Consider the following 20,724-nt stretch of genomic DNA (forward strand, 5'->3'; position numbering starts at 1 on the left):
CTACCGTCCTCCTTTGCCCATCCAGGGGAACATCCTGGCATATAACCATTTGAATACAATATCAATAACAATGCCAATAACACCAATTACAATGATACCAACAATAATATTGCCTGTTTTCAAAAACCGTTGGGCCTGCATAATCATAAATCCCAGGCCTGAACCGGCGGCCACAATCTCCGCCACAACCAGGTATGTCCACGCCCAGCCAAAAGCAATTCGCAGCGTATCCACAATACCCGGCATACTTGCCGGCAGAATAATCCGGCGAAAAACGCCCCAGCGGGAAACGCCCAGGGTATAAGCAGTATCAATCAGATCATGGGCGACATTCTTGGTCACGTCCATAATCATGAGTGTCAGGGGAAAGAAGGTACCAAAAAATATGACGGCGATTTTTTCACTTTCGCCAATACCAAGCCACAGAATAAACAGCGGAATAAAGGCCGAGGCTGGCATATAGCGGATAAAGCTAAGCATGGGCTCGGCCAACGCCTCACAGACCTTGAGACTGCCCATCATGATCCCCAGGGGTACAGCAATCACAGCCGCCAGCAAAAAGCCAACAGTTACCCGGAACACACTGGCCCAAATATCATTCATTAAATCGAATTCAGAAAATAAGATAACTCCGTCTTTTACCACCTTATCCGGCGACGGTAAAAACATGGGGGGAATCAAGTCGCTATAGGTAAGCGCCGACCAGATGGCAGCAAGCAAAACAAAGGTCAATGCGCTCAAGGCAACATAGAACGGCGCAGGAATATCTGCTTTAGGTGTAAAAAGTTTGCATTTGACCATAGTTCATCCTCCTTAATTTGTAAAGGCCGCGTAGAAGCGCTGACGCCTCTAGCGCGGCCCTAAACCTTCGCTAGTATCCTACTTGACTTTGGTAATAAAAGTACTGTCAATGTATTTGTTCAAATCAGGTGCCTGTGCTAACAGCTTAAGTTTTACATAGAATTCACCGGCCCGTTTACCGACATCATAGATAGCGCCTGGTTTTTCTTTGGTGCCATAAAACTCAAGATTTTCTTTTAGGTCATAAAATTTAACAGTTTGAATATCCGCAGCTACCTCTTCTGGTTTCATCTTGAAAGCGGCTGCCAAAATTTTGTTAGTATCTTCCGGATTTTTATTCATATAATCTGTAGCTTCTGCCAACGCAGCTACGATGGCTTGCACTGTTTCAGGATTGTTGGCCGCCAGGTCTTCACGGACGGCCAGTATATCAGCAATCAGACCAGGCGTATCTTTGGTCGTAGCCAACACAGTTTCACCGGCTGCCTTTGCTTTACCCAGATGCGGTTCCCAGGTAATAGCAGCATCCACTTTGCCAGCCATAAAGGCCGAAGCCGCTTCACTGGCTTTCATATCTACAGCTTTAATATCGCCATCGTTTAAGCCATTTTGCTCCAGCAGGGTAGACAACAGGAAGTGGGAAGCCGAACCACGGTGGAAGGCAATTTCTTTGCCTTTGAGATCGGCAATTTTTTCAATACCCTTGCTCTTTTTCACAATCAAGCCATCTGCACCGTTAGAAGAATCAAAGGCCCAGACAAATTTCATGGGGACACCCTCCCCAGCAGCCGAAACCGATACATCAAGGGAGGCTGCCATAGCCTGGATTTTGCCGGCTACCAGTGCCTGTTTCCGGTCACCGACACCTTCGATGGATTGCAACTCTACTTCAACGCCCCTATTTTTAAACATGCCCTTTTCTTTGGCTACGAACAGCGCACCATAACCGGTCCAGGGAGTATAGGCAATAACAATCGGCTTTTTCTCTCCGACCTGGGACGCTTTTTCTGCGGATTTATTACCGCCACAGCCAGCAACAACCATTGCCAGCATAGCTGCCAGAAGCAGCATGGATACCAGTTTCTTTTTCACGAAAAATCCCTCCAAAACATTAACTAAGATACCCCTTATAAAGTTCTATCTATCACATATTCGAGCAAAATTTCTTTTATCCTTTTCCCCATTAAAGAAAAAGCAAAAAAATATAGGCCCTCTTTGCGAGTACCTATATTCTCTATTTTCCTTTAGAAAAACGATTCATTATAGCGAGGTAACGCTACACCGTGACTAGCACAAAACATCAACTTAGGTTTCATTTCACCTTGCCCAAGAAATAACTGCTTAAGAATAAGCGCCTTGTTTGTGATCGTTATTGCTCAACATCATAATATATGCGCCTGCCAAAATTAGTACAATTCCTATAATAGTGGATGTAGTAAGAGTTTCCCGTAAAATAAGGAGACAAAATAACGGCGCCAGAGCTGGCTTTATAAAGAATACGATCGACGCGACAGCAGCAGAACTTTTCTCCATAGCCATGAAGTAAAACAGATAACCTAAACCGCTTACAACAACGCCAAGATAAATCAGAACAGCAATATTGCTATAAGTAATCCCGGAAATTATCGAAATGTCGACTAAGAGCGGGGTAATATTTCCTATTTGATAGGTATCAAACAAAGCTAAATGGGAAATCAGCATCAAGGCCAATAAAATTATATCACCTGCCAGAAAGGAAAAACAATTGATCACAATACTGCCATACCTTGCTACTCTCTTTTTACTAACAACACTATAAAGCGAAAAGGTTATGGCCGATAATATGGCTAAAATGATGCCTTTCATATCTGTATGAATCCCAAAGGGATTTAAAATAAAGAGCACACCCAACAAGCTAACTGCCAGAGATAGCATTACCTTGTTATTGATCTTTTCTTTTAATAAAAAATACGCAATCGGCGTTGTAAATGTAGGGTTGGCACTAAATATAATAGCCACCGTCGAAGCCATCGTATAAAGGATAGCAAATTGAAAAAACGACATGCTGATAACGATTCCTAAAAATCCTGTTAATATAAAATATAAACAATCATTTCTATTTAACTCAATATTTTTCCTTTTTATCGCTTGCATTGATGCCGGCAGTAATATTACCCCCCCGATCAAGAATCTGATAAAATTCAGTTGAAAGGGATTAATATCAGCCGCCACAATTTTACCGGCTATCTCCATGGTGCTGAAAATAACAGCCGCCAGTATAATATATATGTAAGCTTTTTTCACAGTTATCATTTCCTTTTGGAGTGGATTGACAATAGTAGCTTCCTAAACAACTTTGACACCATGCCCTATGTCAAGTATGATTATAACAAAATATGAAACATAGTTAAAATATCTGTTAAGACTATTTTTCATTCGATAATCGAATGCTTGCAGGGTTGAAGGAGTCGTCAACATGGACATTCGTCAATTAAAATACTTTCTTGCGATTGCAGAAGCCGGACAGATTACCAAAGCGGCTACCCGGCTGCATATCACCCAACCACCCTTAAGCCAGCAAATTATCCTGCTGGAAAAAGAATTGGGCGTACAACTGATTGAAAGAACAAAAAAACATATCAACTTAACAGAATCAGGGCGTATATTACAAAATAGAGCTGAACAAATCATAGAACTAATTAACACCACCATTGATGAAATACACGAAGCGGCCAATGGCATAAGCGGCAAGCTGACAATCGGCACCATCACATCCTCCGGCAGAACACTAATACCCGAATTCGTTCAAAAATTTCATCAGATCTATCCTAAAATTTCCTTTGACTTACGTCTGGGAGATTCCCGGCGCATATTAGAATTACTAAATGCCGGCATTATCGAAATTGGGTTAGTACGTCTTCCCATTAACACTTCCTTATATAACTATCTAACCTTACCACAAGAAAATATGGTAATGGTTTCCCGGGCTGATGCTATTACAATTGGCGACAAAGAGATTTTATCTTTAGATAAAATCCAAAACCATCCTTTATTAATTCACCGGCGCTATGAAACCATAATTATCGATTATTGCCGGCAGATTGGTTTTGAACCAAATGTTCTTTGCACCAGTGATGACAATACCTCCTTACTCATTTGGGCTAAGCTGGGACTGGGTATTGCTATTGTGCCTGAAACAACTATCAATCTTCTCCAGGACTCGCCGCTGCTGATACAAAAGCTAACCAGTCCTGAACTCATAACAACGGCTGCTATCATCTGGCTAAAAAAGCACACTCTGTCTACAGCAGCCTCCCATTTCCTTGAAATGTTCAAAAAAGCTCACACCGAACTTTAGATCTGAGATTTTAAAAGCCGTAGGCCATCTTTTGAATGGCTTACGGCTTCAATTCCTAATCTTCGTAACTTTGGGCGTACGCTACTTGCAATATATCGTCAGGAAGTTCTTTTTCCCAACGGGCAACAACAACGGCAGCAACACAGTTACCGCAAACGTTGCAAGCAGTACGGGCCATATCAAGTACCCGGTCTACACCAAGGATTATGGCAATACCTTCTACCGGGAGACCGAAGGCAGCAGCAGTCCCGGCGATAACAATAAGGGAAGCCCCAGGTACGGCAGCAATGCCTTTAGTAGACAGCATCAGGGTAATAAGCATCAAAACTTGAGTCTCAATCGGAAACGGAATCCCATATACTTGGGAAATAAACACAACAGCCAATGCACTATATAAGGTGGAACCATCCAGGTTAAAAGTATACCCCAGCGGCAATACAAAAGTTACTATATGTTTTGGCACTCCAAATTTTTCTAATTTCTCCATAGCAATCGGCAAAGCAGCTTCACTGGCTGCCGTTGAAAATGCTAATATCAGTGGTTCTTTCAGCGCTCGTAACAAATGGAAGAAGTTAACTCGCACAACAACCGAGGCGGCCAGAAGAACGATAGCGAGAAAAAGAAGTAAAGCAAAATATAATGAAAGGATGAGCTTACCCAAAGGAAGAAGCATCCCTAACCCATAGGTACCTACCGTATAGGCAATAGAACCAAAAATACCGATAGGTGCTAGCATCATAACATAGTGAGTAAACTTGAACATAATTTCCGCAACACTAATGGCAAGATCAATAACAGGACGCCCTTTTGTACCGATGGCAGCAGCAGCTACCCCAAAAAAGACAGAAAAAGTAATAATTTGCAGCATATCCTGACGAGCCATTGCATCAACTACGTTGGTTGGCACAAGCTTAATTAACATATCAAGATGGTCTATCGTTTTCTTGGCCGCCTCCGCACCGGCGCCAGCAGCCCCACCGCTTATTGCTACACCCACGCCAGGCTGAAGGACATTTACCACTACTAAACCAACTACCAAAGCGACCGTCGTAGCAATCTCAAACCATATAATGGATTTCGCTCCCAAACGACCCAGTTTTTTAAAATCACCGGTACCAGCAATACCCATAATTAACGAACTGAATACCAAAGGAACAACAATCATTTTGATCATGCGGATGAACACATCACCAATTGGCTTAAGTGCTTTCCCATATTCGGGAAATAAATAACCAAAGACAATACCCAGAATAAGACCTAAAAAAATCTGTGTTGAGAGACCCATACCCTTTTTCGGTTTGGCAGTTGAATTTTGCGCCATAAAATATTCCCCCCTTTTTTATATTGGCCAATCACTCCTGAATTGAATGTAATCAACCAGCTACAAAAAACTACAAAAGGAGACGTAATATCTCATTTTTATCAAGTAAGTATACAAAATGCAAGAAACCGTAAAAAAAAGGTGATGTGGTTTCACTCAGCAGCTAAAAACAATAAGCCTTCAATAAATTTTTTGATATTAACTTTGCCATGATAAGCACTCTTCCCTTGGATAGAAGCCATCTCGTGTCTGATTTCCTTAAAATCGAACAGTGCGCCGCTATACATTTCAAATTTATCATCATGATAATCCTCAATCCCCATATTAGCCACATTTTGCATGGCTTTGGCAATAGCTCGCCTGACCCGCTGTTCAATGGTTTTAACATCTTGCTCAATAGCTACTGATAACTCCTGATACAGTTCATGCAGCTGATAAGTCTGATTCTGCCCGTGACTCAGACGAACATCAACCAATTGCGCCAACTGGTAAATATTTTTGGCCCCAGCTTCACTAATGATCCCCAGTTCTGAAAATATCCGGTTAATCCGGGTATTCCGGTTTCGTTTGGCATTGTCATCCTGCTCGACTGGCTTAGCATCAGGACTAACATAACGGGCCGTTGTTTGGGAAATCAGTGACATAACTGCCCGTAACTTCCTGCTTTCTTCCACCTTGCAGATTATCGATGTAATCTCTAAAACATTAATCGGCTTATGAATATAAAAGTCAATTCCTGTCTCGTACGCTTTAGTAATCATGGGCTGACTGGTACTTTCAGAAATCATAATAAACGAGGTATCCATGCCTCTTTCCTTGAGTTTTCTAATTAATTCTACCCCGTCCTGCCCTGGCAGCAGCAAGTCAACCAAAGCCACCTCTGGTGAATAGTCGGCAATAATGGCCTCGCCCTTAAGCCCATCGCCGCATTCTGCCACAACAGTTCCCAAATCATATTTTTTAATAATATTGCAGATGATTTTTCGAATACTTACATCATCTTCAATAATGACAAACCGCATTTTCCCACCCCATCTGCTATCTTGCTGTCCAAAGGCCTGCGCCACTATCGTATATCTGTCAAATTACTGCGCTTTATAGATTGGCAAGCGGCAGCAATACCGTAAATACTGTTTTCCCTGGTTGGGATGTCACTTTTATTTCACCACCTAATCCTTCCGTTAAGTTCTTAACATGACTAAGCCCCAGTCCTGTCGACATTTGCCCAGTTACTTCCGAAAACTTGGTAGAATACCCGGGAGCGAATATTAGCTCGGTTTCTTCGGCGGCAATTCCTGGACCATTATCGGCAACAATCAAAACTAAATTGCCGTTACTGCATTGCCCGGTTACCGCAATAATGCCGGCAGGCATCACAGCCTCAATGGCATTGATAATCAGATTGTTCAAGATGGAAACAATGCTGTAATACTTGTCGGTGATTAATTCGCCGTTATAGTTAAATGTAATGGTAACTGGCTTGTTCAAACTACTAATGTATCTTCTGGTATTTTGCTCAACAATCTGAAAAAATTCAGAGACTGGCAACCCCTCATCGCTTACTGCTACATCAAGAATCTCTTCAATTCCTCTGGTTACACGGTAATAGTCCTTTTTGACCTCATGAATTTCACGGGCAATCTCAAGCGCCCGGGCGGCAGGTGAGTCAAGCTGTGCTAACTCACCAGGACAAGCTTTATTTAGGGTTTGCGACAGAGTATAGCTTTTTTCCATGACTAACTCAATATCTGCTGACGATTTTTTCAGGTAAAATAACTCAGCCCTAAGCTTAGCAATAATTAAGATTAAATCAGCGTAGCGGGCCGCATAGTCTTCCGCCAGCACAAAGTCGCGATAGCGCTTTAGTGAATAGTAACCGACTACAGCTAATAGCGCACGACAAACCCCTACTGCCACTAGAGGAATGAAAATAGTTTCCAGGCTGCGGCCAACAAGTTCCCAGCGAATCATGAGTTCCACGCAATTACTAGTAATATCACAAAGGCTTAAGAGCAAAATAAGAGCCGGAATACTGCCCGTGTGATCGCGTATCTTAAGAACCTTAAATAAAAGTCCATAGGACAGATAATACCCAAAGGACGGCAGGTTATGCATAAAGGCACTAAACAGCGTATCATCAATAAACGGATATTTAAGTACTACACGAAGCAAGAGAACCAGCGCACCTGATAAAACTGCAATATGGACAATTGGTAATCGCTTAAAATACAACAATAGTGTGGCTAATACAACCACACTTATCGTAAAGCGGAAATACCCGTCAAACGGGTAGGTAAATAGTAAGCCTGTTATGCTTACCAGCAAAGCAACATTAATTATCATAATAAAGGATACCCGCTCATCCTATTCTGACAAATGCCAATAAAGGCTGCCAGAACTCTTGCTGTTACCCCCCAGATAACATAATGATTATATTGGTAGAAAAGCACCGGATATTTAGCGCGGCCCCGGTAGCCCCGGGGATACGCTGGCGGCAGCAGCTCAAACGGGAAACCATCCAGTGGCTTCGTAGCTGTCTCCATAAATGCAGTCTGTGGTTTAGCTGCAAGCAAAAAATCCAGCGGCACAGTAAAAACCTCGGCTACTTCATCCATATTGGGTACCAACGCTACGTCAGTTGTTATATGTACCACATAAGGATAAAGAATAACACCGATAGGACTGACTAATAGATCCAGTGCTCCCAAGGCCGCAATATCGCCCTTTTTCACCCCAAGTTCTTCCACCGTCTCCCGCACTGCTGCTTCCAGTGGACTGCTATCCCTGTTCTCGATACGACCGCCGGGAAAGCAAATATCGCCAGGCTGCCAGTTTAGTTTTCCTGAACGCACCTCAAATAAAATCGATGGCTGTCCAGCTATCTCAATAAGCGGTATAGTAACAGCCGCTTGCAGATAATCCTCTGCATTGACAATTTTCCCGGATTGATTGGGTAATGCACCCGCCAGAGCCCTTCTCACAGTATGAGTATCCATGGCTTCACCCCTTATCAAAGCTCTATCTTTCCTTCTAAGCCAGGTGTAATTATCTTTTTCCCATCAGTCGTAATAAAAATAGCTTCCGTCCCCGGATACTGCTTAAGCAGCTCTTGCCCCTTTTCAACGCCCATCACAAATATGGCCGTACTTAGTATATCCACATTGTTCTCTGCTTTTGCTACGATAGTGACACTGGCAACTCCTTGTGGCTGATAGCCAGTATGAGGATCAATGATATGTGAATACCGTACACCATCTTTGATAAAAAAACGCTGATAGTCGCCTGATGTCTCCAGCACATCCCAGTCAGCTAGCGCTAATTTGGCAGCAATACCTTCTGAATCCCGCGGGTCCTGTACACCAATACGCCAAGCTTGTCCGTCTGGTCGCTTACCGATAATCCGTACATCGCCGCCAGCGTTTACTAATGCCGACTTGATCCCATGAGCTTTAAGAGTGTCAATGGCTTTCCTGTCGGCATACCCCTTGGCTACTGCCCCGAGATCAATTCGCATGCCGGGCTTTGGCAAAAACACAGTATTAGCCTTATCATCAATCTCAATTAGTGCGAAATTGACTAATGGTAAAAGCGCTTTAATTTCGGAATCGCTAGGAACAAACTCCCCTTTATGGCCTACACTCCATAATTCCGTAAGCGCACCTACACTTACATCCAGCGCACCATTTAGCTGCTCAGACCGGCTGCGCGCCAGCTTTAGCATGGTAATAACATCTGGGTCAACCTGCACCTTTTCCTTGCCTGCCGCTTGATTGATCTTCGACACTTGGCTGCTTTCATCAAAACGATTTGTCAACTCATTAATCCGTTTAAACTCCGCAAATGCCGCCTTAACACCCGCCTCATTGCCATTACCATACGCCGTTATCTCAATAATCGTATCCATAAGAAACTGAGTTTCTTTGTACGGCTTGTCAGAAAATGGGCTGCCAATTGAGCAGCCTGCACCAACAACAAGTAGAAAAATCAGCAATACACTTGCTCCTACGCGACTTAAAACATTCATAAATGCAACATCCTCCGGACACAGTATAATGGTTAGTTCTCACCTTTATTCATTATACCATCGAATTGCACAACAGGGAGAGCATCCTGTCATTAACATACAAAATTCAAAAAAAAATCAGCTACTTAGCAGGAATAACTCGACTTATATAGAATGAATAACTATAGATGAAAATATTCACAATGCAGTGTATCATGAAGATGCCTGGGTTCTGAAGAACCGGTGAACTATTTTTTCTACACAATTTGATACCGCTGAACAAGGCTACGAAAGTCTCTTCCTGGCAGCAATGACCAGGGTTTCTTAGTAGTCTTTTTTTGTCCTTTGCATTACCCCTTAATTTAGTAATTAAATTTAGTAGGAGTGATTAAATCATGCATATGGCAGACGCACTTATTTCCCCGGCCGTTGGCGGGGCTATGTGGGTAGCAACAGCTGGCATGGCCGCTTACGCTGCCAAAAAAGTACAGAATGACCTTGATGACCGCAAAATCCCACTTATGGGAGTACTGGGAGCCTTTGTTTTTGCCGCCCAAATGATTAATTTTACTATTCCGGGTACTGGTTCCAGCGGCCACTTAGGCGGTGGCCTCTTGCTCGCCATCTTACTGGGACCACAGGCTGCCTTCTTAACCATTACCTCTATCTTAACCATTCAGGCTTTATTTTTTGCCGATGGCGGTATTTTGGCTCTGGGCTGTAACATTTTCAATATGGGCTTCTTGGCCTGCTTCATTGGCTACCCGCTTATTTATAAACCCCTAACAGGTGAAAACCCTTCACAAGGACGCCTATTCATCGCCTCAGTGTTAGCTGCCGTAATTGGCTTGCAACTGGGAGCCTTTGGAGTCGTACTGGAAACCTTCTTTTCCGGGATTTCCGAACTACCCTTTAGCACCTTTGTTCTTTTAATGCAGCCTATTCACTTAGCTATCGGCCTTATTGAAGGACTGGTTACTGCCGCTATCGTAATGTTTGTTATGAAAGAATCACCAGAAATTTTGCAGAAAACAGCTAAAGGACAACCCTTTGGCGCTATAGCTATCAAAGGAGTATTAGTTGCCCTGCTTATTGCTGCTATGCTTACCGGCGGTGCATTAAGCTGGTTTGCTTCCGCCAACCCTGATGGTCTTGAATGGTCTATTGCTGGAGTTATCGGTGCAGATGAATTGAAAGCTCCAGAAGGAATTCATAGCTTCTTTGCCGAATTACAAGAAAAAACCGCATTTTTGCCTGATTATAACCTGAAGCAACCAGAAAAAGAAAAACCAGCAGCCACCGAAGCCAAAGCAACTGAAGAAAACGCCGCTTGGCCAGCTGTTGACAGTGGCACTTCCTTTGCCGGTATCTTAGGATCACTGTTAACATTAGCCCTTGCTTACTCTATTGGTAAAGGCTTACGGCGCTTCGCTAAAGGGTAAAATGGATCTCTCTATATAGCAATAGCACGTTAAATCTTTACATGGCGGGTAGTGTGTTGGCAATGCACCACCCGCTTACGCCTATAAATTTCTTTAATGCGGAATATTTAGCTTGTAAAAGAGGTTGATTATGCTAAAAATTGAAGCTAACTGGATAGACTTACGCTATCTTGACGCGCTTTCCAACCAAAACACTTTTATTCACCGCCTCAACCCTTGCGTCAAGCTGATTGCTGCCCTTAGTTTTATCATTGCCGTTACATCTTTCTCCAAATATGAAATTACCGGACTCTTTCCTTTTTTCCTTTTTCCGGCAGTCTTACTTTCCCTAGGCAACCTCCCTGTTGCCCCCATAGGTAAGCGACTGCTGCTAGTAGCACCCTTTGTCCTGTTTATCGGCATATTCAATCCGCTTTTCGATCATACGCCAATCACTAAAATCGGCTCTATCGTCATTACCGGTGGCTGGGTTTCCTTTTTTTCTATCACCATCAGACTATGCCTGACAATTACTACCGCCTTGATTTTGGTGGCAACTACAGGGATTGATGCCATTGGATCGGCATTACTTAGGATTGGCGTACCAAAAATTATTGTTGTTCAATTGTTATTTATGTACCGCTATTTGCATGTTTTAGTAGAGGAATTTGTGCGCTCCACGACCGCCTACAGCTTACGCTCGTTCCATGGCGATGGGGTTCAGTTCCGGGCGTGGGGTTCACTCTTAGGGCAACTATTGATTCGTTCCATTGACCGGGCCAACCGTATTTATCAATCCATGCTTTGCCGCGGCTTTGACGGCGAAGTACGGCTGATGCGTACCAGCACTCTTACCATATCAGACATAGGCTATCTTACCTTTTGGATGGTCTTTTTCGTACTAATCCGCTTTTTTGATGTTCCCGAATTGCTAGGTAAATTACTCATGGGGGTTTTCTAATGAGCCATCATATTGTCGAACTAAAAGATGTAACCTATACCTATCCTGATCAAACAGAAGCCCTTCGTGGCCTATCTGTCCGTATTACCCACGGCGAATCAGTTGCCATCGTCGGCGCCAACGGCTCAGGAAAAACCACCTTGCTTTCCCATCTGATTGGAGTACTTTTTCCTACTAGCGGCTCAATCAATATCGGCGGTTATCCAGTAACGAAAAAAACCTTACCCCATGTGCGCCGCGCCGTCGGTATGGTGTTCCAAAATTCCGATGACCAACTATTTATGCCTACAGTTTATGACGATGTTGCCTTCGGGCCCCTGAACCTAGGGCTTCCCCCCGAAGAAGTTGATGCCCGCGTAATAGCTTCCCTAACTACAGTAGGAGCATTACATCTTAAGGATCGCACTCCTTATCGGCTATCAGGCGGTCAAAAGCGTTCAGTAGCTATTGCCACTGTCCTGGCTATGGACCCTTGCATTCTTGTCATGGATGAGCCTACCGCTGGCCTGGACCCGGCCGCACGGCGACAGCTTATCAACTTGCTCAAAACCTTTGAACATACAAAGATTATTGCTACCCATGACCTGGATCTAGTTTTAGACCTATGCGCCCGTACAGTCGTGTTAAGTGCCGGTACAGTCATTGCTGACGGCCCCACGTTGGACATCTTCAACAATGAAGAACTTCTCAATAAAGCACATTTAGAAAAACCCTTCCGCATGCAAGGCTGTCCTATCTGTCATCCGCCAAAACGGTGAACTTGTTTAATAAGTCTTTCAATCCAGGGAAAGTTAACCTTTCTATCTGGAAAATACAAAAACCCCATCATAGAATTTCGGTATATTCCTAAATTCAATGATGGGGCTTTTTTGTGTGCATACTCGACACGGCCAATGACAGACCCCGAACATACTGTTCATTCTGTCACCGAACGGCTATGTATACTTTATTCATGTATTTATTATAACATCTGTGTATACAAAAATCAATCTGAATTTTGAACAGATATGAACTAATACAAAAACCGTCCACTGAAGCGTGGACGATTTTTGGCACAACTAAAACTACATAAATCGCATGTTACACCCAAATAGAACAGGTACTATTTTAGAGCCGACTTGTTATCACAAATCAACAGGTTGAACTGTCATCACCAATGCAGCTAAATAATAGGATAATTATAATGATAATTATAACACAACTATTGCTGCCATGGCCACCACAACCTTTACCAAAACCAAAACCCATATATATATATACCTCCTTTATTATGTAGTGGGGAGATACTATATACTATGATACCAGCGAGATTTTGCTACTGTTCGCTCTGCTATATGGGGATCATATCCTATTATTGCACTACAGTTTTTCTACTTTTACCGCACATACTTTATATTCATATGTTTTTGTAACTTTATCACCGCAACCCATGGTGACCTCGTTAGTAGGACATGCGTGATAATGGAAAGACATCCAGATTCCACCAGGCAATACATCAGTAGTTACCCAAGCTCTAGCTTGTACTGTACCTCTGCGCGATGTGACTGTGATGAAATCTTGATCAGCGATAGTTAGACGTTTTGCATCATCAGGATGAATCATAGCACGTTCTTCAGGGCGGTATTCTGTCAGATGTTTGGAATAACCAGCCGTAGTTAAGCAATAATGATAAAGAATACGTCCAGTAGTAAGCAAGAAAGGATATTCAGCATCTGGCAATTCAGCAGGCGGCTGATGTTCAATAGCTTTAAACACGCCTTGCCCACAGGCAAATTTGCCATCGACATGGAGATACTGACTGCCTGGATGTTCTTTATCTGGTACTGGCCATTGCAATCCTTTTTCATCAATACGCTCAAAGGACAGACCAGCGAACATCGGACTTAATGAAGCCATTTCATCCATAATTTCACTGGGGTGGCTGTAGGACATCGGATATCCCATTTTGTTTGACAAGTCTCTAATAATTTGCCAGTCAGGGCGGCTGTTGCCAATAGGCTCAATTGCTTGGCGAACCCGCTGCACACGGCGTTCACAGTTGGTAAATGAGCCATCTTTTTCAGCAAAAGAAGCTGCTGGAAGGATGACATCAGCCAATTTACCCGTCTCAGTCATAAATATATTTTGCACTACCAGAAATTCAAGATGCTCAAAGCCTTTACGCACATGGTGGGCATCGCCATCCGACCGTATCGGGTCTTCCCCCATAACATACATAGCTTTCAGTTTACCCGCAATAGAGGCATCAAACATGTCAGGCATCATCAGACCGACTTTATCTGACAATTTTACACCCCATGCTTTTTCAAATTTTTCCCGTGCTGCTGCATTTGTGACGGCCTGATAACCGGAATAAACATTAGGTAAAGCCCCCATATCACAAGAACCCTGTACATTATTCTGTCCACGCATCGGGTTTACACCTGAGTAAAGTTTACCCACATTGCCAGTCAACATGGCTAAGTTAGCCAGGCTCATAACATTATCAGTACCACAAATATGTTCGGTAATACCAAGTGTATAGAATATGGATGCCCGTTCAGCAGTGGCATAAATTCTGGCGGCCTCCATCAGTAAATGTTTAGGCACACCAGTTATATCTTCCACATATTCCGGAGTATATTTTTCCACCACATCTGCCATTTTATCGAAATCAGTAGTGCAAGAATTGATAAAATTCTGATCATGCCAACCAGCTTTGAGGATAATACGCATCATGCCATTAATAAGAGCAATATCCGTGCCTGGCCTTAGTTGCATCCACACATGGGCTTTACCCGCCAGTTCGATCCTGCGTGGGTCGGCAACAATCAATGTAGCACCGTTACGAAGAGCTTGACGTATTTTTGCGCCAATCACAGGGTGAGCTTCTGTGGGATTGCCGCCGATCAAAAATATCACTTTACATTGAGGAGCTTCATTAATAGAGTTGGTCATTGCACCAGAACCAAATGAAGCTGCCAAACCGGCCACAGTAGGAGCGTGACAGATACGGGCGCAATGATCAACATTGTTCGTACCAATAACTGCGCGCATAAACTTTTGCATGATATAGTTTTCTTCATTTACACATCGGGCTGAACTGACAGCCGCCAGCGCATCGCTGCCATACGTATTTTTTATTTCCTTAAATTTAGTAGCAATTAAATCAAGCGCTTCCTCCCAAGATGCTTCCACAAATTTGCCATTTTTCTTTATTAACGGTGTGGTCAAACGCTCAGGACTATGAACATAATCGGTACCAAAACGACCTTTTACGCAGGTTAGTCGTCCATTGACCACACTGGTCAGATTGGAAGTCACGCCAATTAGTTTACCGTCTTTGACATTTAGATCATAGTTGCAACCAACACCGCAGAAAGGACAGGTTGTTTTAACCTTTTTATCCGGCTTCCCTACGCCATTCATTGGCTTTTCTGTCAAAGCACCTACTGGGCAAGCAGATACGCAAGTGCCGCAAAATACACAATTGGAAGAGTCAACCATATCGGTATCAAAAGCCGGCGCTACTTTGGTATTAAAACCACGCTCAGTCCAGTCTAACGTGTTACAACACTGCACTTCCTTACAAACACGTACACAGCGCCCACACAGGATACACTTATTGCTGTCCCTAATGATGAAAGGGTTGCTATCATCAATGGCAAATTGGCGTTGTTCGCCTTCAGCTTTAATTTCTCTAACACCAAAGGTGCTTGCTAAAGCTTGCAATTCACAATCTAGATTACGCTGGCAAGAAAGACATTCTTGGGGATGATTTGCCAGCATCAGTTCGACGACACTTTTTCTCGCTTCACGAATAGCAGGAGTATTAGTGCGCACAATCATTCCTTCTGATACAGGATAAGTACAGGCCGTAACTAATCCCCGTGCACCTTCAACTTCAACAACACATACTCGACATGACCCTTCCGGCGTTAAATCGGCAAGATGACATAAAGTTGGAATGGTAACACCCGCTTCACGCGAAGCTTCCAAAACCGTGGAACCTTTACATGCTTGCACTGTCTGACCGTCGATAGTTAAGGAAATCAGTTCCATTATAGATATTCACTCTCCCTTTAAATATTATATAATAATTGCCTATCCCGCAGTGTGTACAAATGATTAGTGAGATAAAGCAAATTATTCAAACTTTGAAAGAGATGAGACCTTCCATAAGGCTCCTATAGATAGTAGGTAAAATAGGCAAATAAAAACCACCCGTAGCAAAGAGGCACTTGGCCTAAATGTTAAATAATTATCCAGGAATATTCTCCACGCATAGTGAAAAATACCACTTCTGCCACCTGCTTGTACACGTTTATAAAGTATAACTTTACAGGATAGACATAAAGGTAGGGCTGCTCCTGGAAATTACAATAACACTCCTTTACCAACGGGAGGCGTAACAGTTTCCCACTACCCCTGCGGTCGTCAAATCATGCTCTTGCAAGTTTAGATAAGACAACTCGGAGGTATCCGTATTTCCATATATTTTATTTATAACCGATATATTATTTTTCTATATATATATATTTTATATTATTTATATTATTTTTATTTATATTCTTTTTTTAACTATTCAATATAATTTTTAAAATTCCTGCATATAATGTGAAAATAAATACAATATTTTGAATTCTGGTACAAAATAACACCATGATATCATCAATCTGGTGTGGAAAATTTCAATACTATCTATGTACTATCAAAAAGCGAATTTAAAATCCAAGTGCAATACTTATGTAAGACTCCATTCGAAATATTTGCGGCTGCCTATTCCGCTTAGCTTGACACTTCGCCAAAGAAAAAAGCTGCCACACTAAGTTACTTAGTGTGGCAGCTCCTTATTTGTAAGTATTGACTTAATTAAATATAGGCTTAACAGCTTAAACTATCGTCATCACCGCAGCAGCATAACAGTAAAATTATGATGATGATGATCACAACCCATGAACTCCCGCCGCGACCATGGCCACCACAGCCGCCAAAACCAAAGCCCATTTTAAATTCCCTCCTTCAGCTTAGCTATCAATATAGGGTTTATTTCAATGTATATTATGCTGGTGGCTATTGTTTAGTTACTGCTGTAGTGTATTGTTTTCTTTGTTTCACCTATCCTTATTTAATATCCCACTCTGCGTACTGAGTGGAATTCCAGGTCTCCATAAAAACAGTATCATCAAAGGAATAAACTTTTCAGGAAATTGATAAGGCCCATAATTATTGAATATTCCATTATATGATGCAATAACTCTTGTTGACAAAGTTATTTCCAATAGGACAGTCGTACTTGCAATCGTAAAACGCAAAGCTCCACCGCTAGATGTAGAAGACAAAATGTCACTCAGTCAGTAGACCTCCTAATTTGCCGAGTAGGCTAACATACACAATATAATGCCAAAAGCCCCGGATAGCGTGGGGCTTTTGGCATTATATTTATGTAATTCAATTGTTATCTTTACATACCCTCTCGCTTTGTAACACTCACTTAGCCTAAATCATATAGTATAAATGTAATTACTTTTAGTGGAGTAATTACTTCATTTATATAAGTTCGCATTAGTCCTACTCCAAAGAAAAAGAAGGAGGTAGTTTATGCAAAAAGTTGCGTTGATTACCGGCATCACTGGCCAAGATGGAGCTTATTTAGCTGAGTTTTTATTAAATAAAGGGTATTATGTACATGGAATAAAAAGAAGAACCTCGCAGTTTAACACATATCGGATTGATCATTTATATAAAGACATTCACGAAAATGATATTCGTTTTTTTCTCCATTATGGTGATCTTACCGACTCTACAAATTTAATTCGTATCATTCAACAAGTTCAACCTGATGAAATTTATAACCTGGCTGCGCAAAGTCACGTACAAGTTTCATTTGAAACTCCGGAATATACAGCTAATGCTGATGGTGTCGGAATTTTAAGACTACTCGAGGCCATTCGAATCCTCGGATTGACAACAAAGACCCGGATATATCAAGCATCCACTAGTGAATTATTTGGTAAGGTACAAGAAACACCCCAAAAGGAAACGACCCCTTTTTATCCGCGTAGTCCATATGCCGCAGCTAAAATTTACGCTTACTGGATAACAGTAAACTATCGGGAAGCTTACGGGATATACGCATGTAATGGTATTTTATTTAATCATGAGTCCCCTATCCGTGGCGAGTCCTTTGTAACCCGTAAAATCACTAGGGCAGCCGCACGGATTAAGCTTGGATCACAAGAAAGCTTATATCTTGGTAATCTTGATGCCAAACGAGACTGGGGCTATGCCGGTGACTTTGTAAAAGCTATGTGGATGATGCTTCAACAAGAGCAGCCGGAGGATTATGTTATTGCCACAGGAGAAACTCATTCGGTACGAGAGTTCGTAGAGTTAGCGTTTAAAAATGCTGGCATTGATATTGTCTGGCGTGGCACCGGATTGGAAGAAAAGGGAATAGAGCCAGCTAGCGGCAAGGAAATTGTCCATATAGACCCTCGCTATTTTAGACCAACAGAAGTAGAGCTTTTACTAGGTGATCCGACCAAAGCAAGAAAAAAATTAGGGTGGACATCGGAGACCAGCTTCGAAAAGCTTGTAAATATGATGGTTACTGAAGATCTAAAAAATGCAGAACGGGATTTGTTATGCAAGAGAAACGGTTTCAAAGTTAGTAATTGGAGCGAGTAAGAGCAGTGCTATTACTGCGCTGGAGGAATAGCAATGGACCTAAATGCTAAAATCTACGTTGCAGGAAGCCGTGGCTTGGTAGGTTCCGCGATTGTACGTAGATTGAAAAAACTTGGCTACAAAAATATCTTGGAAAAAACAAGTAAAGAACTTGACCTGAGGAGTCAAGCAGGAGTTGAACTTTTTTTTTGCAATGAACGTCCAGAATATATCTTTTTAGCTTCCGCCAAGGTAGGGGGTATTCTGGCCAATAATAGCCTTCCGGCAGAGTTTATCTATGATAATTTAATGATTGAAACCAATATAATTCACAATGCTCATAAATATAAAGTTAGTAAGCTCTTGTTTCTGGGCAGCTCATGTATTTACCCTAAATATGCTCTGCAGCCTTTAAAAGAAGAATACCTGTTAACAGGGGAATTAGAGCCGACAAATGAACCTTATGCCATAGCCAAAATTGCGGGAATAAAACTGTGCCAGTCTTACCGCCGACAGTATGGCGATAACTTTATATCAGTAATGCCGACTAATTTATATGGCATCAATGATAATTTCAACTTAGATACTTCACATGTGCTTCCTGCGCTTATGCGAAAGTTTCATGAAGCAAAGCTATCTGGTGCACCTTCAGTTACCGTCTGGGGGAGTGGTAAGCCCAGACGAGAATTCCTCTATGTAGAGGACTTGGCCGATGCTTGCTGTTTTCTGATGCAATACTATAACGATAGTGAGATTGTCAATATTGGTACAGGTATTGATATTACTATCGCTGAACTTGCTGCTATGATGGCTGATATCACTTGCTTTACAGGTGAAATTGTTTATGATAGAACCAAACCTGATGGAACGCCTGTTAAGTACCTGGATATCAGTAAGCTAACCAAACTCGGATGGTATGCCCAAACACCATTAAGAGCAGGAATTGAAAAAACTTATCAATGGTTTTTAAGGAACAGCGCTAACCTCACATTTCAACAATCACATGATCTAAACATATAGTATAGATGTAAAAATCTTTTTGTGGAGTAAAAACTTCATTAATACGAGGCCGTATTAGTCCTACTCCTAGAAAAAGAAAGGAGGTATTTTGTGCAAAAGGTTGCGTTGATTACCGGAATCACTGGCCAAGATGGAGCTTACTTAGCTGAGCTTTTGTTAGCTAAAGGATATTATGTACATGGAATAAAACGAAGAAGCTCTCAGTTTAACACGGATCGGATTGATCACGTATATAAAGGCATTAACGATACTGATATTCGTTTTTCTCTTCATTATGGTAATCTAACCGATCCTATAAATTTAATTCGTATCATTGAACAAGTTCAACCTGATGAAATATACAACCTGGCTGCGCAAAGTCACGTACAAGTTTCATCTGAAACACCAGAAGATGCAGCTAATGCGGATGCTATAGGCACTTTAAGACTACTTGAGGCCATCCGAATCCTCGGATTGACAGCAAAGACCCGGTTTTATCAAGCATCCACTAGTGAGTTATTTGGTAAGGTGCAAAAAACGCCGCAAAAGGAGACGACACCTTTTTATCCTCGTAGTCTATATGCCGCAGCTAAAATTTATGGTTACTGGATAACAGTTAATTATCGGGAAGCTTATGAAATATATGCATGTAATGGTATTTTATTTAATCATGAATCCCCTATCCGTGGCGAGTCCTTTGTAACCCGTAAAATCACCAGAGCAGCAGCACGCATTAAGTTTGGATCACAAGAAAGCTTATATCTTGGTAATCTTGATGCCAAACGAGACTGGGGCTATGCCGGTGACTTTGTAAAAGCTATGTGGATGATGCTTCAACAAGAGCAACCGGAGGATTATGTTATTGCCACAGGAGAGACTCATTCGGTACGAGAGTTCGTAGAGCTAGCGTTTAGAAATGCTGGCATTGATATTGTTTGGCGTGGTTCGGGATTGGACGAAAAAGGAATAGACGCAGCCAACGGCAAGGAGATCGTCTATATAGACCCTCGCTATTTTAGACCAACCGAAGTAAATCTTTTACTAGGTGATCCGACCAAAGCAAGAGAAAAATTAGGCTGGACATCAGAGACCAGCTTCGAAAAGCTTGTAAGTATGATGGTTACAGCAGATCTTAAAAATGTACAACGGGATTTGTTACGCAAAAAACGGATTTCAGGATTAGCGACTGGAGCGAGTAAAAGCAGTGCTGCTACTGCGCTGCTGACCTAAATG

The 20,724-nt window shown here is 42.2% G+C and carries 17 protein-coding genes and 1 riboswitch; of the genes, 7 read left to right on the top strand and 10 right to left on the bottom strand.

What is annotated here, in order from left to right; all coding sequences use genetic code 11:
- From SALPA_RS09215 to SALPA_RS09225, 3 genes are all read right to left on the bottom strand, one after another.
- Positions 1 to 801 (bottom strand): ABC transporter permease, encoded by an 801-nt coding sequence (locus tag SALPA_RS09215; protein WP_145092656.1) that lies wholly within the window; start codon positions 799 to 801, stop codon positions 1 to 3.
- Between the two features lie 78 nt (positions 802 to 879).
- A complete protein-coding gene (locus SALPA_RS09220; RefSeq protein ID WP_145092659.1) occupies positions 880 to 1,893 on the bottom strand; it encodes an ABC transporter substrate-binding protein in 1,014 nt (337 codons plus the stop codon).
- A gap of 249 nt (positions 1,894 to 2,142) precedes the next feature.
- The gene (locus SALPA_RS09225) at positions 2,143 to 3,084 is read right to left on the bottom strand and encodes a DMT family transporter (protein WP_222427932.1); all 942 of its coding nucleotides are present in this window, start codon (positions 3,082 to 3,084) and stop codon (positions 2,143 to 2,145) included.
- A gap of 172 nt (positions 3,085 to 3,256) precedes the next feature.
- On the opposite strand from SALPA_RS09225, the gene SALPA_RS09230 reads away from it, so the two are divergent.
- A complete protein-coding gene (locus SALPA_RS09230; protein ID WP_145092664.1) occupies positions 3,257 to 4,138 on the top strand; it encodes a LysR family transcriptional regulator in 882 nt (293 codons plus the stop codon).
- A gap of 55 nt (positions 4,139 to 4,193) precedes the next feature.
- Here SALPA_RS09230 and SALPA_RS09235 read toward each other — a convergent pair whose 3' ends face one another.
- From SALPA_RS09235 to SALPA_RS09255, 5 genes are all read right to left on the bottom strand, one after another.
- Positions 4,194 to 5,459, bottom strand: coding sequence for a dicarboxylate/amino acid:cation symporter (locus SALPA_RS09235; RefSeq protein ID WP_145092667.1), 1,266 nt, complete (start codon positions 5,457 to 5,459; stop codon positions 4,194 to 4,196).
- Between the two features lie 152 nt (positions 5,460 to 5,611).
- A complete protein-coding gene (locus tag SALPA_RS09240) occupies positions 5,612 to 6,481 on the bottom strand; it encodes a response regulator (RefSeq protein ID WP_145092670.1) in 870 nt (289 codons plus the stop codon).
- 73 nt (positions 6,482 to 6,554) lie between these two features.
- Complete coding sequence (locus SALPA_RS09245) at positions 6,555 to 7,802, bottom strand: HAMP domain-containing sensor histidine kinase (protein ID WP_145092673.1); 1,248 nt, start codon at positions 7,800 to 7,802, stop codon at positions 6,555 to 6,557.
- Positions 7,799 to 8,455 (bottom strand): CoA pyrophosphatase, encoded by a 657-nt coding sequence (locus SALPA_RS09250; protein ID WP_145092676.1) that lies wholly within the window; start codon positions 8,453 to 8,455, stop codon positions 7,799 to 7,801. The genes SALPA_RS09245 and SALPA_RS09250 overlap by 4 nt, the downstream gene beginning before the upstream one ends.
- A 14-nt stretch (positions 8,456 to 8,469) precedes the next feature.
- Positions 8,470 to 9,483: an FAD:protein FMN transferase gene (locus SALPA_RS09255; protein ID WP_145092678.1), complete on the bottom strand. Its 1,014-nt coding sequence runs from the start codon at positions 9,481 to 9,483 to the stop codon at positions 8,470 to 8,472.
- Positions 9,484 to 9,857: 374 nt separating this feature from the next.
- Here SALPA_RS09255 and SALPA_RS09260 point away from each other — a divergent pair, with 374 nt between their 5' ends.
- The 3 genes from SALPA_RS09260 (at position 9,858) to SALPA_RS09270 (ending at position 12,602) form a co-directional block, all read left to right on the top strand.
- Complete coding sequence (locus tag SALPA_RS09260) at positions 9,858 to 10,904, top strand: energy-coupling factor ABC transporter permease (RefSeq protein WP_145092681.1); 1,047 nt, start codon at positions 9,858 to 9,860, stop codon at positions 10,902 to 10,904.
- A gap of 130 nt (positions 10,905 to 11,034) precedes the next feature.
- Positions 11,035 to 11,844 (top strand): cobalt ECF transporter T component CbiQ, encoded by an 810-nt coding sequence (gene cbiQ, locus SALPA_RS09265; protein ID WP_145092683.1) that lies wholly within the window; start codon positions 11,035 to 11,037, stop codon positions 11,842 to 11,844.
- Entirely contained in the window at positions 11,844 to 12,602 is a 759-nt protein-coding gene (locus SALPA_RS09270) for an energy-coupling factor ABC transporter ATP-binding protein (protein WP_145092686.1), read from the top strand. The genes cbiQ and SALPA_RS09270 overlap by 1 nt, the downstream gene beginning before the upstream one ends.
- Positions 12,603 to 13,203: 601 nt before the next feature.
- Here the strand turns inward: SALPA_RS09270 and fdhF are convergent.
- Together fdhF and SALPA_RS31435 are read right to left on the bottom strand one after the other, a co-directional pair.
- Positions 13,204 to 15,885 (bottom strand): formate dehydrogenase subunit alpha, encoded by a 2,682-nt coding sequence (fdhF, locus tag SALPA_RS09275; RefSeq protein WP_145092689.1) that lies wholly within the window; start codon positions 15,883 to 15,885, stop codon positions 13,204 to 13,206.
- Between the two features lie 309 nt (positions 15,886 to 16,194).
- Positions 16,195 to 16,313: riboswitch (molybdenum cofactor riboswitch) on the bottom strand.
- A 394-nt stretch (positions 16,314 to 16,707) separates the two neighbouring features.
- A complete protein-coding gene (locus SALPA_RS31435; RefSeq protein WP_021169817.1) occupies positions 16,708 to 16,830 on the bottom strand; it encodes a hypothetical protein in 123 nt (40 codons plus the stop codon).
- Positions 16,831 to 17,424: 594 nt separating this feature from the next.
- On the opposite strand from SALPA_RS31435, the gene gmd (SALPA_RS09280) reads away from it, so the two are divergent.
- The 3 genes from gmd (SALPA_RS09280) to gmd (SALPA_RS09290) all read left to right on the top strand — a co-directional run bounded on the left by gmd (SALPA_RS09280) (position 17,425) and on the right by gmd (SALPA_RS09290) (position 20,721).
- Positions 17,425 to 18,513 (top strand): GDP-mannose 4,6-dehydratase, encoded by a 1,089-nt coding sequence (gmd, locus tag SALPA_RS09280; protein ID WP_145092692.1) that lies wholly within the window; start codon positions 17,425 to 17,427, stop codon positions 18,511 to 18,513.
- Between the two features lie 33 nt (positions 18,514 to 18,546).
- Complete coding sequence (locus SALPA_RS09285) at positions 18,547 to 19,512, top strand: GDP-L-fucose synthase (RefSeq protein WP_145092695.1); 966 nt, start codon at positions 18,547 to 18,549, stop codon at positions 19,510 to 19,512.
- Positions 19,513 to 19,602: 90 nt separating this feature from the next.
- The gene (gmd, locus tag SALPA_RS09290) at positions 19,603 to 20,721 is read left to right on the top strand and encodes a GDP-mannose 4,6-dehydratase (protein ID WP_145092698.1); all 1,119 of its coding nucleotides are present in this window, start codon (positions 19,603 to 19,605) and stop codon (positions 20,719 to 20,721) included.
- The last annotated feature ends 3 nt before the right edge of the window (positions 20,722 to 20,724 follow it).

This window comes from Sporomusa sp. KB1 (assembly GCF_007830295.1).
GTDB lineage: Bacteria > Bacillota > Negativicutes > Sporomusales > Sporomusaceae > Sporomusa.

Excerpts from the sequence above, each read along its gene's own strand:
- SALPA_RS09215 (WP_145092656.1), bottom strand. The coding sequence starts at position 801 with ATGGTCAAATGCAAACTTTTTACACCTAAAGCAGATATTCCTGCGCCG.
- SALPA_RS09230 (WP_145092664.1), top strand. The coding sequence starts at position 3,257 with ATGGACATTCGTCAATTAAAATACTTTCTTGCGATTGCAGAAGCCGGA.
- SALPA_RS09235 (WP_145092667.1), bottom strand. The coding sequence starts at position 5,459 with ATGGCGCAAAATTCAACTGCCAAACCGAAAAAGGGTATGGGTCTCTCA.
- SALPA_RS09240 (WP_145092670.1), bottom strand. The coding sequence starts at position 6,481 with ATGCGGTTTGTCATTATTGAAGATGATGTAAGTATTCGAAAAATCATC.
- SALPA_RS09245 (WP_145092673.1), bottom strand. The coding sequence starts at position 7,802 with ATGATAATTAATGTTGCTTTGCTGGTAAGCATAACAGGCTTACTATTT.
- SALPA_RS09250 (WP_145092676.1), bottom strand. The coding sequence starts at position 8,455 with ATGGATACTCATACTGTGAGAAGGGCTCTGGCGGGTGCATTACCCAAT.
- SALPA_RS09255 (WP_145092678.1), bottom strand. The coding sequence starts at position 9,483 with ATGAATGTTTTAAGTCGCGTAGGAGCAAGTGTATTGCTGATTTTTCTA.
- SALPA_RS09260 (WP_145092681.1), top strand. The coding sequence starts at position 9,858 with ATGCATATGGCAGACGCACTTATTTCCCCGGCCGTTGGCGGGGCTATG.
- cbiQ (WP_145092683.1), top strand. The coding sequence starts at position 11,035 with ATGCTAAAAATTGAAGCTAACTGGATAGACTTACGCTATCTTGACGCG.
- SALPA_RS09270 (WP_145092686.1), top strand. The coding sequence starts at position 11,844 with ATGAGCCATCATATTGTCGAACTAAAAGATGTAACCTATACCTATCCT.
- fdhF (WP_145092689.1), bottom strand. The coding sequence starts at position 15,885 with ATGGAACTGATTTCCTTAACTATCGACGGTCAGACAGTGCAAGCATGT.
- SALPA_RS31435 (WP_021169817.1), bottom strand. The coding sequence starts at position 16,830 with ATGGGCTTTGGTTTTGGCGGCTGTGGTGGCCATGGTCGCGGCGGGAGT.
- gmd (WP_145092692.1), top strand. The coding sequence starts at position 17,425 with ATGCAAAAAGTTGCGTTGATTACCGGCATCACTGGCCAAGATGGAGCT.
- SALPA_RS09285 (WP_145092695.1), top strand. The coding sequence starts at position 18,547 with ATGGACCTAAATGCTAAAATCTACGTTGCAGGAAGCCGTGGCTTGGTA.